Origin of the sequence: Leptolyngbya sp. KIOST-1 (genome assembly GCF_000763385.1) — a bacterium.
Lineage (GTDB): Bacteria > Cyanobacteriota > Cyanobacteriia > Phormidesmidales > Phormidesmidaceae > Nodosilinea.
This window is the reverse complement of the sequence record NZ_JQFA01000002.1, coordinates 216,267-229,849: the sequence shown is the minus strand read 5'-3', so window position 1 is coordinate 229,849 and position 13,583 is coordinate 216,267. Positions and strand designations below refer to the sequence as shown.

The 13,583-nt window shown below is 57.8% G+C and carries 9 protein-coding genes; 1 reads left to right on the top strand and 8 read right to left on the bottom strand.

Annotation, left to right across the window (positions count from 1 at the left end):
* Positions 1–114 precede the first annotated feature (114 nt).
* The gene (locus NF78_RS01105) at positions 115–2,601 is read right to left on the bottom strand and encodes a TonB-dependent siderophore receptor (RefSeq protein WP_035984424.1); all 2,487 of its coding nucleotides are present in this window, start codon (positions 2,599–2,601) and stop codon (positions 115–117) included.
* A 179-nt stretch (positions 2,602–2,780) separates the two neighbouring features.
* Between NF78_RS01105 and NF78_RS01100 the strand changes: the two genes are divergently transcribed.
* Positions 2,781–3,629: a Uma2 family endonuclease gene (locus tag NF78_RS01100; protein ID WP_318655442.1), complete on the top strand. Its 849-nt coding sequence runs from the start codon at positions 2,781–2,783 to the stop codon at positions 3,627–3,629.
* A gap of 181 nt (positions 3,630–3,810) precedes the next feature.
* On the opposite strand, the gene NF78_RS01095 is transcribed toward NF78_RS01100, so the two are convergent.
* From NF78_RS01095 to NF78_RS01065, 7 genes are all read right to left on the bottom strand, one after another.
* A complete protein-coding gene (locus tag NF78_RS01095; RefSeq protein WP_035984422.1) occupies positions 3,811–4,764 on the bottom strand; it encodes a helix-turn-helix transcriptional regulator in 954 nt (317 codons plus the stop codon).
* 218 nt (positions 4,765–4,982) lie between these two features.
* Entirely contained in the window at positions 4,983–5,963 is a 981-nt protein-coding gene (locus tag NF78_RS01090) for a sucrase ferredoxin (RefSeq protein WP_035984421.1), read from the bottom strand.
* A 7-nt stretch (positions 5,964–5,970) separates the two neighbouring features.
* Positions 5,971–6,954 carry an ABC transporter substrate-binding protein gene (locus NF78_RS01085; RefSeq protein ID WP_035984420.1) on the bottom strand — a complete coding sequence of 328 codons (984 nt, stop codon included), beginning with the start codon at positions 6,952–6,954 and terminating at the stop codon, positions 5,971–5,973.
* Positions 6,955–6,965: 11 nt separating this feature from the next.
* Complete coding sequence (locus NF78_RS01080; protein WP_072015937.1) at positions 6,966–9,593, bottom strand: TonB-dependent siderophore receptor; 2,628 nt, start codon at positions 9,591–9,593, stop codon at positions 6,966–6,968.
* 117 nt (positions 9,594–9,710) lie between these two features.
* Complete coding sequence (locus NF78_RS01075) at positions 9,711–10,697, bottom strand: helix-turn-helix domain-containing protein (RefSeq protein ID WP_052049523.1); 987 nt, start codon at positions 10,695–10,697, stop codon at positions 9,711–9,713.
* A 164-nt stretch (positions 10,698–10,861) separates the two neighbouring features.
* Positions 10,862–12,760, bottom strand: a complete 1,899-nt coding sequence (locus NF78_RS32085) for an ABC transporter ATP-binding protein (RefSeq protein ID WP_035984417.1) — start codon at positions 12,758–12,760, stop codon at positions 10,862–10,864.
* Positions 12,761–13,047: 287 nt separating this feature from the next.
* Complete coding sequence (locus tag NF78_RS01065; protein WP_035984416.1) at positions 13,048–13,452, bottom strand: ExbD/TolR family protein; 405 nt, start codon at positions 13,450–13,452, stop codon at positions 13,048–13,050.
* Between the last annotated feature and the right edge of the window lie 131 nt (positions 13,453–13,583).

Sequence of the window (13,583 nt, the reverse complement as noted above, 5' to 3'; positions counted from 1 at the left end):
ACATATCAACAACCCTAAGACAAGCCATCGCCATCTCCGCTTTCCTAGGCTGCCACAGAAAAGTTGTCGAGTCATTCTGTCACCATCCATGGGCATTCGCTAACACTCAAAATCCTAAAAATCAATCGACAGCGACCCAACAACCGTCAGGGGTGCGCCGGGTTCAATGGCAACCCGGCCAAAGTTATTAGCTTTGAAGTAGCGCACGTCAAACAGGTTTTGCACATTAATAGCAGCCCGCCAGTTATTGCGCCGGTAAAACACCGCCGCGTCAGTGCGCACGAAGCTGGGCAAATCGAAGGTGTCTTCAAAATCTCCGGCGCGATCGCCGGTATAAAACACCCCGGCCCCAAAGCCTAGCCCCTGCAAATTGCCGCTTTGAATTTCGTAGGTGCTCCACAGGCTGGCCGTATGCCTGGGCACATTTTGCACCCGGCTGCCTGGAGGTAGGCCAAAATACTCCTCGGTGTAGGCGGAATCAATGTAGCCATAGGAGGCGATGACATTCCAACCGGGGAGAATTTCGCCCGCGACATTCAGATCCATGCCGCCGCTGCGTTGCGCAGCAATGGGGATGCTGAAATCTGGGTTGACGGGATCGGTGGTGGCCAGGTTGGTTTTGGTGATGCTGTAGAGCGCCAGCGAGGCGATGAGGCGATCGCGGATAGCGGCCTGAACACCCACCTCGTACTGAGTGCCGCGCTCTGGAGGTAGAAAGTTACCATCGACACTGGTGCCAAAGTTGGGTTGAAACGATCGCGCATAGTTGGCATAGATTGAAACCGGCTCGATCGGCTGATAGACCACGCCAACCGTGGGGGTAAATGCTGTCACATCCTGGCCAGAGTCAGTACCGGTGCGGTTGTTGCGGCTGTATTGCGAAACCACATCAAACCGCCCCCCCGCAACCACGATCAGGTTGTCGAGAATCTGGATCTGATCCTGCACAAAAAGGCCGAGGGCATTGGTGCGATCGCTGTTATTCCGCACCTCATTGGTGAGGGCGCTGAGGGGAGGCCGCTCAACGACGTTGTAGACCGGATTAAAAATATCGAGGCTGGGCGTCAATCCGCCCGGCAGTCGTCGTTGGGTGCCACCGGAGGTCTGCCGCCGCAGATCTAGCCCAATCAGCAGGTCGTGCTCAACCGAGCCGGTCGAAAAGTTGCCCAGCACATCGGTTTGCAGTGAATAGACCTCACCAATGTCGTCGTTAGAGCGGAAGTTGCGGGTTAAAATTCCCGTAGCCTCGTTCAGCCGTACAGGCTCGGCCCGATAGTCAAAGCTATCGGTAGATAGCATCCGAAACTGGTTGCGCACCTCCCAACTGTCGCTAAACTCGTGCTCCAGGCGGTATCCAGCCCCGTATTCCTCCACTCGGCTGACATCGTCAGGTTCCCCAAAAATGCGGCTCAGTGGGGTGTCTACAATACCCCGTCCGATGGCCAAAAAACCTCGGTCAAAGGGGCGTTCGTCGTTGCGGTAGGTAAAGTCTAGATTCAACGTTGTGGCATCGCCCAGGCTAAAGGCCAACGACGGCGCAGCAAAATAGCGGTTGATAGTTTGGTCGAAGGCCCGGAAGCCATTGGCGCGTTCGTAGGCCCCATTAAAGCGGTAGAGGATGGTGCGATCGCTAGTGATCGGCCCAGTCAAATCGATCGTGGGGCGAATAAACCCGTAGCTGCCCGCCTGGAGTTCTAGACCATAGAACGGCTCGTCGAGGGGCTGCTTGGTAACGAGGTTAATAATCCCGCCGGGCTCTGTGTTGCCAAACAAAACCGATGCTGGCCCCCGCAGCACCTCAATGCGCTCCACATTGGCGGTTTCGGCAAACCCCGAGCCATCGCCCCTAAACCCATCGATAAAAATGCCGCTAGTAAAAAAGCCGCGAATATTGAGCTGGTCGGTGGTGCTGCCAAAGCCGCCATCCTGCACCACACCGCTGACGTTGCGCACGGCATCGCCTACGCGAGTAATGGCCTGATCCTCCAACACTTGTTCGGGAATGACCTGAATGGTGCGCGGAACGTCGCGCAGGGGGGTATCGGTACGGGTGGCCGAGGTGGCATTTCGTGGCGCGTAGCCCTCGTCGCCTTCCCCTGTCACCCCAATGCGGATAGCGTTGTCATCGCCCGAGGCCAGACCCAACCCCGGCGCAATGCCCAGTACCAGTCCCGCAGTTCCAGCGCTTACATTCACCGCTGGCGGCCCATCGTTGCCGGTAATGGAGACCCGTACCCGGTTGCCGGGCTCGTTGGCGAGGCTTACTAGGGCAATGCCCTCGGTGGGGCTAAACTGCTCAAAGTTATCCCCACCGGGCAGGGCCAGCACCGCATTGGGAATCTCGGCCACCAGGGCATTGCCCACCACCGATGTGGTCGGTTCCCCCAGTGCTCCGTCAGCCTCCAGCACCAGCCGCAGTCCCTCACCGTCGGGCTCTACCCGCACCCCGGTAATTTGCCTCACCGCCTGGGCCAGGTCTGCTGCCTGACCACTGGGCGGGGCCATGTTCCCTAAAGACAACCCCGTTTCGGCCTGCGCCGCCACTGGTACCAGTGCTAGCGATGCCGCCAGCAGCACGAACCCCTGCAATCGAACGCCCATCACACCACCTGCTAAATCATTGAGAACACTGCCCTAATTGCCTATCGCTGCGGGGCAATCAGGAATACTTCTCAGTAAGATACAGGTCGGCGAGAGCCGCTAAAGCGAAGGATGATCCCTAGGCGGAGTTTTTGCGATCAGATCTGGGAGTTTTTGGGTCGGCTTGCCCCGGCGCTACAATGGGGCTACGCAAAACGCTGGCAGAGCCCCAGGTGGTGACCATGTTCGACATTGACCTCACCCAACTTCCGACTAGCGACGAACTCCCCTGTTCTGACGATACGCCCGTGGATAACGAAGATCAAAACTGGCTGCCCAATGTCTTGCTCTTCGTGTTGGAATACCTGTGGAAAGACCGCCAGGACTGGTTTTTTGCCGTGGATATGGGCGTTTACCATACCACCGGGGTCAACCCACGGGTACCGGTGGTGCCCGACGGCTTTTTGAGCTTGGGGGTTGAACGTCGCAAGGGGGGCAAGTCGCGCAGCAGCTACGTCACCTGGGAAGAAAATTACACACCACCGATTTTAGCCCTGGAAATGGTGTCACAAACCCCCGGCGGCGAGTACGACACCAAGCTAGATATCTACGCCCGCCTGGGGGTGCTGTACTACGTGGTTTACAATCCCAGCTTCTGGCAGCGCGATCGCCATTTACCCTTTGAGGTCTACAAGCTGGTGGAGGGCACCTACCAATTGCAAATGGGCGAACCCTGTTGGATGCCGGAGATCGGGTTAGGGATTGGGCGTTGTGTGCTCCCGTTTGACCCGATGGACCGGGAAGCCCTGGGTTGGTTTGACCAGCGGGGCGATCGCTACTTGACCCCCGCCGAGCGAGCTGAGCAGGAACAGCGGCGGGCTGAGCAGGAACAGCGGCGGGCTGAGCAGGAGCAGCGGCGGGCGGAGCAGGAGCAGCGGCGAGCTGAGCAGGAGCAGCGGCGGGCGGAGCAGGAACAGCAGCGGGCGGAGCGACTGGCCGATTATTTGCGCTCCCTCGGCCTCGACCCAGATAATCTGCCGAATGCTTGAGACAGCAGCAGGATGCTAGGTGCCAGGTGTCAGGTCAAAACCCGGTACCCAACACCCGGATAACCCACCCCTGCCCCTCCCAGGAGGGGATCTTGATACCCACCAACCCATCCACCCACCAACCCATCCACCCACCAACCCATCCACCCACCAACCCATCCACCCGCCCACCCATCCACCCCTACGCCCTCATCCCCCGCGCATACACCCCCGGATTCACGCCATACTTGCGGCGAAAGGCGGCGGCGAAATGGCCCCGGCTGGCAAAGCCCACCGCCTCGGCAGCGGCGGTGACGCTGAGATCGCCGGATTCGAGCAGCTGGCGCGATCGCTCCATGCGGTGCTCGTGCAGGTAGCCAAACACGGTGGTGCCAAACACCTGGCGGAAGCCCACCTTCAGCTTGTGGTCGTTGATGCCCACCGCTCGCGCCAGCTCAATCAGCGAGGGGGGCTGGGTGAGCTGGCGGCGCAGGATTTTGCTGGCGTAGTGGATGCGCTCTACGTCGTCGGGTTTGAGGGCAGGCACGCTGCTTTGGCTGGGTGTGGTGCGCAGATCTTCGATCAGTAGCGCCATGAGCTCCCACACCTTACTTTCCAGGTAGAGGCGCTGGGTCAGCCCTTGAAAGGGACAGCCAAGCATCGCCTGCACCGCTACCTGCATGGCCGCCGTCGGGGTGCCAGAACGCTCGAAGTAGAGTTGATCGCTAGGTCGTAAAAAGTCCAAAACGTGGCAATCGGTGCTGTCATCGCCGATCCAGTGCTGAAACACGAAGGGCTCAATGTGTACATTGACGCTGATGATCCGCCGCTGGACAGGAACCCGCCAGACTCCAGCCGGGGCCAACCCGCTGCCAAAAAAGTTATAGTGCTGGCTGCTGCTGCCGCCGCCCTGGCTTTGCTCAAAGGTGAACTCCAGGGGATGGGCGCGATCGCATTGCATCACCGCCAAATCGTCCTTCAGGCAAACCTCTTCGATGCGGAGATCGATGCCTTCTCGCAGGGGCACATAGCGCTGTTGACCCTGCCCCAGGGCGGTGGGATAGGCCCTCACTTCGGTAGCACCGTCTGTTGTGGTGCGGTAGTCGATCTCATCTAGCCAATCGGCGTAGTCAGCCTGGGACAAAGATAGGGTCATAACAGTGAGCCGAGAATAACAAAATAGAGCTACCCAACGGTTGCGATGCAATCCTATTGGGCAGCCCTGGGCAACCACCATCTAAGGATTTAGATGTCGGAGAGGATTGGACAATCTTACCCTTAATTGGCAATAGTTCTCAATAAAATCGGAAAATAGGTATTGGGTGTTCGGTGTCAGGTGTTGGGTAACAGGTGTAAGGCGGAACCTGATACCTGTTACCTACTACCCGCCATCTCCCCCCGGCACCGCACCACATTCTTGACTCGGTACGGCATAATAGCCGACGTCTTATCGCTGGCACAGGACCCATTCAGGTAGACGGTGCGAGCTGTATCGGCCACAATGTCGGCCTGAACGGTTTGCTGCTGGCCTGATTGGGGGCAGTAGGTGATTTCAACCCGGTTAAAGGTTTCGTCTGCGTCGTGCTCTAGCACTTGGGCAGCCGCTGAGTAGGTCAGCCAGTCCCAGCCGTGGGTGAGCAGCAGTTGCTTTTCCAGCACCTGGGCGGCCCAGGGTAGCAGACCCCAGCCGCGATAGATGGTCTCTAGGCTGCGAATGTCGCCGCTGTGGGTAAGCACTGACCGCAGAGAAGTTTCATCCAGGTAGCCGTAGTAGCGGGCGGTGGGGAAGTCGATGGCGGTGGGGGCCATGCGGTGGCCGCCGATGTGGCTGGCCTGCCAGATGCGGATATTTTGCAACCCCAACTCTGTCACCAGTTTGCGGGCCTGATGGTAGATGGGTGTGCCAAAGCGGGAGCAGCAGCGATCGCGGCTGCCGTGGGTGCAGACTAAAATGTCGCGGCTGGGCAGATCGACTGGGGTGGCGCTGAGCGGTTCGCCCATCACCACCTGGCGCACCAGAGGTGCCACATCGCGGATGTCCCCCAGGTGAAATTCTTGCTTTTCATAGGCGGTGGCAAAGCCGGAGGGTTTGCGAAATACCAGCACACGGGTGAGGTTTTCTTGGCTGAGCTGGTCGTTGTGAATCAGCAGGAAGCGGGTTTGGTAGCGATCGTAGTCGTCGTAGATTTCTTCGCTCAGCTCGCGCAGGACGGTAGGAATGCCCTTGGATGCCATATCGTTGCGCTCCCAGGGGGGCGGGCAGGCGATCGCCACGTAGAGCCTGTGTTCAGAGGCGGTGCCAGCAATATCAAGGCCAGACTGACGCGATTGTTCGGCGCAAAAGGGAGCGTTCATGGCGGTGCTATGACTGTTGGTGAGTAACTAGGGCAGCAAACTGATTGAGGAAAATCTCGGCGGCGATCGGGCCGCGAATCCGGGTGAGTTGGTAATCCATAAAGTAGAGCTGGCCTGCCTGTACCGCAGGCAGCGCCTGCAGAATGGGATCATTCTGCCACTGCCGCTGGGCATTCTCGATGGTGTTTTCGCCCGAGGGCATAACCAAAATGTGATCGGCATCAATTTGAGCAACGGCTTCCATGGAGGTACCCGGGCGATCAGACGGCCCCAAAATCACCTGAAAGCCCAAATCTTCTAACAGCTCTGTGGTGAAGTCGCCAGCGAATACAAAGGATTGGTTGACAATGCCTTGCCACCCCAAGACGATGATGCTTTGACCAGCGATCAGCGGTGCAAGCTGATTTTTAACCGCTTCAACCTGCTGATTGTGGGCCGCGATCACCTGTTGCGCTTGGGCTTCGCGGTTGAGTCCCTGGGCGATCGCCGTCAGGGCAGGTTGCCAGCCCGTGTCGGCTCCGGTGTCAAAAAACGCGGTGGGGGCAATGCGGCTCAGGGTAGGGTAGTTGTTTTTCACATAAAAGGTTTCGCCCAGCACTAAGTCTGGCTTGAGCTGCAGCAGGGTTTCAATGGAGGGAGAATGGCGATCGCCCAGATTTACCGGCTGGGTGGTAATGCGATCGCCCAGGTAGGGAATCTGCTGGCTGGGATTATCAAAAACTTTGCTATTGAGCAGATCGACTTCGGCGTAGCCTGCTGGCTGCACCCCCAGAGACAGCAAAATATCCAACAGCGGTGGGCTGAGAGCAACTACATTTTCAGGTTGTCCACACAGTTCCGTTTCGCCCCCGTCATGGAGCATCACCCGACATTCGATGGCAGCGGTTGGCGAGGAAGGGACCGGTTCCCCCAATGGGGTTGGGGAATGGCAGGCGATCGCCACTATGACCACCACTGCCGCCAGTAGCCAAAGCTTTGCGAGTTGCCGCATCCCTCGCCCTCCTAAAACTGCCATGAGAGAGTACCCTGTACTTCAAAGGGAGCGCCAGGCAGCACCGATAGCCGCCCCTGCGACCCCGCAAAGTATTGGGCATTAAACAGGTTCTTAAAATTTAGGCCAACCCGGAAGCGATCGCGCTCGTAGTAAACAGCGGCATCGAAACGAGTGTAACCCGGCAGCGTAAAGGTGTTAGCCAGATCCCCGGTGCGCTCACCGACTAAAAAGGCTCCAACACCAAAGCCCAACCCGGCGAGATCTCCCGTTTGCAAAGTGTAGGTCGTCCATAGACTAGCAGAATGCTGAGGAACATTGATCAGCCGGTTGCCTACATCAAAGCGATTGTCGCGGGTAATGGTGGCGTCAATCAACCCATAGGAGGCAATCACATCCCAACCCGGCAAAATTTCGCCCACCACATTGAGGTCAATCCCACGACTCCGCTGCTCCCCCACCTGAATTGAAAAATTCGGATTGTTGGGGTCAGGGGTGGTCAGGTTGCTGCGGGTGATATTGTAAGCCGCCAAAGTGGCCGAAAGGCGACCTTCTAAAAAGTCGGCCTTGGCACCAACTTCGTACTGGGTGCCCCGAGTTGGCTCAAACGGCGTGTTGGTGGCGCTGCGCCCCCCCTGGGGCACAAAGGAGCGGGAGTAGCTGGCATAGAGCGCCAGCATTTCATTGGGTTGGTAAACTAGACCGGCACGGGGAGAAAAGGCGGTATCTTGCTGGCTAGTAGCAAAGTCGTCAACCTGGAAGAGTTGATTAGAGTTAACCGTGTCTAACCTACCGCCTACTAAAAGCTTGAAATTATCAGACAGGGTAATTTGGTCTTGCAAGTAGAGGCCAAAAGTTCGTCGGTCTTGGAAATCTCCCTCTGCAAACACCTGAAAGCCACCTGTATAGGAAATGGCGCTATAGTCTGGGTTAAAAATATCCAGCAGACCGCCAGTAATATTTTGTTGATTGTCAGGTGCTTGGGAGCTGAATCGCACATTGTTGTTAGAGAGTTCCAAACCCAGCAGTAGCCGATGCTCCACTGTTCCGGTGTTAAATTCCCAAATCAAATCGTTTTGAAACGTATAGGTTTCGAAAAACTGATCGCCAAAGGCAACTCCCAACTCAACAGTGCGGTTGTCATTGCGCAGGTTTCTGATGAACGATAGCCCGTCTCGAAAAGACTCAAAGCTGGTGGTGTAGCGAAAGGCACTGCGGATAGACAGGTTGTCAGCAAAAGCATGATCAAAAACAAGGGTGGCCCGAGTTTCATCGTAGAGCTGGGTGGAGTTATTGGGGTCAGCCAAGGTGCGACTAAAGGGTAGGTCTGCGGGGCGATTGTCTCCATTCAGCACGATTAACCCAATATCAGGCGAGCGCCTATCCTGCAAATACGAAACCTCCAGGTTCAGCGATGTGGTGGGGCTAATCGTCCAGGCGATTGTTGGCGCAATAAAGTAGCGTCTGGAGTCAACAAAGTCTCGAAAGCTGCCCGCATTTTCGTAGGCTACATTTAACCGGTAGGCTACTGCGCCATCGGCAGTGAGTGGGCCGGAAAAATCTAGCGTCGGTCGGTAGAAGTCAAAACTTCCCCCCCTAAAGCTCACCTCATAAAATGGCGTATCAAGGGGCGCTTTAGAGACCAGATTGATGATACCGCCGGGTTCACCCTGGCCAAATAAAACCGAAGCAGGGCCTCGGAGTACCTCAATGCGCTCAATATTGGCGGTCTCTTGGGCAGTTCGAGTGTTAAATGTGCCACCGCCACCCGCATCTTCCCTCAGCCCATTCCTAAACTGCGTAGCCCCGAACCCGCGAATGAGGAAGTTTTGGGCGCGATTGCCTATGGAGTTGCTAAAGGTGACCCCGCTGACATTGCGCAGGGCTTCGTCGAGCCGCACCGCCCCCTGATCTTCAAGCACCTGGCGAGGAATCACGGAAACAGAAGCTGGAACATCCCTCAGAGGCGTATCAGTGCGAGTCGCAGTGCTGGCCTGCGAAGGGTTATAGCCTTCGTCTTGTGCTCCCGTCACCATCACCTGAATTGCTTCATCCTCGGCAGCGGCGGTGGCGATACCCGGCACTAGGCTTAAGATAAATCCTTCAGCCCCAGCACTCACCGCTGCGGTGGGGGCAGCATCTGCTCCGGTGATGGCCACCTGCACCGTGTTATCGGATAAGTTTGTCGCCGTCACCAGGGCAATGCCCTCGGCGGGGTTGGCCTGGAAAAACTCGCCGCCCTCGGGCAGAGCCAGCACCGCGTTAGGAAACTCAGCAATCAGGGCGTTACCGATCGCGCGCGTGGTAGGTGCCGCCAGCTCCCCCGCCGCCGTTTCCAACACCACCTGCAAGCCCGCCTCAGTGTTCTCCAGCCGCACCCCGGTAATTTGCACCGTGGCCTGAGCGATTTGGGTCATCCACTCGTCTACGGTGGTTGCAGGGTGGATGGGTGGACGGGTAGCTGGGTGGCTAGGTAGCTGGGTGGATGGGAGCATGGGTTGTTCCGACTCATCCACTTGCCCAGTCATCCACTCATCTACATTCTCAATGCTCGCCTGGGCTATCAGCGGTTGAGCCAGAATTGCAATCGCCCCCACTACGCCAGTTAGTAAACCCCATCCCATCCGCTGCTGAGTCATTGCCGTCACACCACCATTTAAGCGTTCACTGCACTAGATGCGAATAGATTTCATCTAGGTATAGGAACTCTAGGACGAAGGGTGCGATCGCGTCTGCCTCGGCACGGAACAGTTTAGTCACAGCACGGAATTTTTGAACGCCTTGGGGCTAATGCCAAACTCTCGCTTAAAGGCAGCGGCAAAATGCCCGGCATGGCTATAGCCCACCTGGCAGGTGACCTCGGCCACGCTCATCTCGGTGTCTTGCAGCAATTGCCGGGCTTTAATCAGTCGCTGCTGCCGCAGATAGCCAAACACCGTGGTGCCAAACACCTGGCGAAAGCCGCGCTTTAGGGTGCAGTCATTGAGACCTACCGCCCGAGCCAGTTCCAGCAGTGACGGAGGATCATCCATGCGTTGGGTAATCAGATCTCTGGCCTGGTGGATGCGGTCAATATCTGACGGCTTCAGCCGCTGGGTCGCTCTAGCGGGGCCGGACTCTAGCCACTGGGCGGTTTGCAGGGCGATTAGCTCAAGAGCTTTTCCCTCCAGATACACCTGCTGAATCGAGCCAGTGTAGGGGCAATTGAGAATTTGCTGAAGCACCAGCTGAATCGTCGGAGAAATTGACCCGACCGGCTGATGCCAGTCGTCTTCATTGAGGGCGATCGCGGCCTGGAGTTCTGCCGGTATCAGCACTAATTGATCATCACTAAAGGTCAAGCAGCCCGCATAGGTTAACAAATGTAGGTCAATTTTTAACACCCGCCGCTGCCCCGACCAGGTCTGAAAAAGTCTCTGGGTGCGGGTTTCGTTGAATTCGAGAAAACTACTTTGGCTAGTCGGTTCTGGGGGGTGCTCAGCGTCTGGGGCAATGTGCAGGTTGAAGCCAAACTCGAGAGTTCGCCCAGGTGCTTCCGGCAGTTTTTCTTCGACCAGCGTATCTTTCAGCCAGTAGTCGCGGATCAGAAAATTCAGGCCATGGCGCAGGTTGAGCGATCGCTTGTAACCCCGACTGGTTGACTGGGGCGCTTGAATCACCAGCTCGTAGTTGCTGGATGCTGACAAGTAAGCATTGGCCGACAACGACGCCGGTTGGTCTTTTTCTGAAAGCAAGATAGTCATGGGGATGAAAGGAGTCTGCCCAAAGGAATTCAGGAATTGTAGCCATCAAATAAGACTTATTCTCATTTATTGGCTTGATTCTGGCAAGCAGCCACGCCACAGTTAGAGCAGGCCGTCCCGCTATCCTTGCTGAGCCAGGATGCAGCATTGGCATCGTTTGAGAGTTAATCGGGCATCGCTCCAACCTTGAGCAAGCGCGAAAACTGTGAGTTGGGATCGGTTAAGAGAGTGGTGCGATCGCCGTACTCCGCCACCTGCCCCTGCTCCAAAATCAGGATCTGGTCGGCCCGCTCCACGGTTTTGAGTCGGTGGGCGATGATAATCCCGGTGCGGTTCACCAAAAGTCGATCCACTGCCCGCTCGATCAACTGCTCCGTCAGTGAGTCCAACCGCGACGAGGCTTCATCTAGCACCACCAGCCCCGGATCTTTGAGAAACACCCGTGCAAAGGCCAGCAGTTGTGCCTGCCCCGCCGACAGCCCGCCGCTATCTGCCCCCAGCTCCGTATCCAGGCCCGCTGGCAGCCCCTCTAGCCAGGGCATCAGGCCCAGGTCATCCAGGGTTTGCAGAATCGCTTCATCCGAGATGTGCCCATCAAAAAACGTCAGGTTATTCCGCACATTGGTCTGAAACAGCTGCACATCCTGGGTGACAAACCCCACCTGGTGCGGCAGTTCCCGCAGCGACACCTGGGCAATATCCACGCCCCCCAGGTAAATCTGCCCCCGCTGAATGTCGTACAGCCGCAGCAGCAACCGCGCCAGGGTACTTTTGCCGCTGCCCGTGCGGCCCAGTAGACCAAGGGTTTGCCCAGGGGAGAGGTGGAGAGTGAGGTTGTGGAGGGTAGGTGGGTTGACGGGTTGGCGGGTAGGTGGGTGGATGGGTGGATGGGTGGATGGGTGGATAGGTGGGAGGGTAGGCGGGTTGGTGGGTGAGGGGGATTTTTCTATTTCAGCGGTTTCCGCCTCATCCACCCTCCCACTCTCCCACCCTCCCACCCTCCCACTCTCCCACTCCCCGTACCCAAACCACACCCCCTCAAACTTCACCGATAGGGCTCCCGTCGGTAAAATCCCTTGGCCGCCTGGGCTCACCCGAGGCTGGTGGCCCAGTAAATCCTGAATCCGTTGGATGCTGGCCTGGGCCTGCTGGAGCTGCTCTAGTTCTTCGCGGATGCGTTCGATGGGGTCTTGCAGCAGGGTGGCGTAGTAAAAGAGCAGGTAGACGGTACCGATGGTGATGGCAGCCTGGCTCCAGAGGTAGGCACCGATGGCCAGGGCGATCGCGTTGCCCAGGGTAAACAGCCCCACGGTGCTGCCCCACAGCAGGGTGCTGGTGAAGCGGGCCTGGTGAAAGGCTCGCAGCCAGCGGCGCAGCAGTTTGTAGAACCTGTCCATCACATAGCCGACGGCCCCATTGGCACGGATGTCTTCCAGGCCGCTGAGGTGCTCGGCCACAAAGCCGTAGAATTCGGCGCTGATCTGGCGGTAGGTGCGCCAGGGGCCAACCGCCAGGGATTGGAGGCCGCCCAGCACCCCAAAGGCTACCAGGGTAAACAGGCTCAGACTCAGTCCGGCCCGCCAGTCTTCGAACCACAAAATTGTTAGCACCCCCAGGACTAACAGGCCGTTGCCCAGTACCTGCAATACAAACTGCGAGAAAAACCGCGACAGAGCATCCACATCGCCATCGACCCGCTCCACCAGTTCCCCGGGAGTGTGGGCTTTGTGAAAGGCCAGGTCAAGGCCCAGGGCGTGGCGGGTCAGATCCAGGCGTAGGGTGTTGGTGGCACGCCAGGCGATGGTTTCACTGAAGTAGGTGGTGGCGATCGCAAACCCCTGCTGGACAAAAGCGATTGCAACGAACGCCCCTGCTGCCAACACCAGCGATCGCGGTGCTCCCCCAGCCACCGCCGTGTCAATGAAATATCGCAATATCTGTGGGTTGAGCAACTGCAACCCAATGCCCATCAGTAGGGTGATGCTCAACCCCACTACCCGTCCCCCCTGGGGCCTGAGGTAGGTGGCCAACAGCTTTCGATACCCCTGCCCAGATCTACCCATAGCTAAACCATCTGGCAAAAAACTAGCCCCCAGCCTAGCGGCTGAACGTTACCCAAAGGGCTCTAAGCCGGAGTTTTTTGCCCGCTAGACGGATTAAATGCGCTGGGAGGGTGGGCGAGTGGGAGGGTGAGCGAGTGGGCGAGTGAGCGAGTGGGCGAGTGGATGGGGCCAAAACCGCTGACACAGAAAAATCTTACCCACCTACCCACCTACCCACCTACCCACCTACCCACCTACCCACCTACCCACCTACCCATCCACCCATCCACTCACCTACCCATCCACCCCTATTCCCGCCTTGTCGCAATCCCCAAGGTCGCTCCTTCGATCGCCCGCAGTTCGTCCATCACCGCCACCACCCGGCCGTGGCTGACCGCTTCATCGGCGTTGATCACCACCACCGACTCTTGGGTATTCCGCATCAGGTTGCGCACGCCAGTTTGGAGGTCTTCCAGGGCGATCGCCTCTCGGTTCAGGGCAATCTCCCCCGATTCCTCCACGGTCACAGTAATTCGCGTTCGCTGCTGAAGTTCGGCACTGGCCGCCTGGGGCAGGTTCACCGGCAGGGACTCCGAGCGGGTGAGAAACAGGCTGGAAATAATAAAGAACGTCAAAATCGCAAAAATCACATCGATCATTGGCACGATATTGAGTTCAAAGTCGGCTTCGGGTTCTTCGGGGAGGTAGGGCATGGGGGGAGTGGGAGGGTAGGGGGTGGGGAGGGAGAGGGTGGGCGAGTGGGAGGGTGTATGGGTAGGGGAGTGGGAGGGTGGGCGAGTGGAAGGGTGGAGGAGTGGGAGCGTGGATGAGGCGGAAACCGCTG

Coding starts and splice junctions, on each gene's coding strand:
- NF78_RS01090 (WP_035984421.1), bottom strand. CDS start 5,963: ATGAACGCTCCCTTTTGCGCCGAACAATCGCGTCAGTCTGGCCTTGAT.
- NF78_RS01095 (WP_035984422.1), bottom strand. CDS start 4,764: ATGACCCTATCTTTGTCCCAGGCTGACTACGCCGATTGGCTAGATGAG.
- NF78_RS01105 (WP_035984424.1), bottom strand. CDS start 2,601: ATGGGCGTTCGATTGCAGGGGTTCGTGCTGCTGGCGGCATCGCTAGCA.
- NF78_RS01100 (WP_318655442.1), top strand. CDS start 2,781: ATGGGGCTACGCAAAACGCTGGCAGAGCCCCAGGTGGTGACCATGTTC.
- NF78_RS01080 (WP_072015937.1), bottom strand. CDS start 9,593: ATGACTCAGCAGCGGATGGGATGGGGTTTACTAACTGGCGTAGTGGGG.
- NF78_RS01065 (WP_035984416.1), bottom strand. CDS start 13,452: ATGCCCTACCTCCCCGAAGAACCCGAAGCCGACTTTGAACTCAATATC.
- NF78_RS01085 (WP_035984420.1), bottom strand. CDS start 6,954: ATGCGGCAACTCGCAAAGCTTTGGCTACTGGCGGCAGTGGTGGTCATA.
- NF78_RS01075 (WP_052049523.1), bottom strand. CDS start 10,697: ATGACTATCTTGCTTTCAGAAAAAGACCAACCGGCGTCGTTGTCGGCC.
- NF78_RS32085 (WP_035984417.1), bottom strand. CDS start 12,760: ATGGGTAGATCTGGGCAGGGGTATCGAAAGCTGTTGGCCACCTACCTC.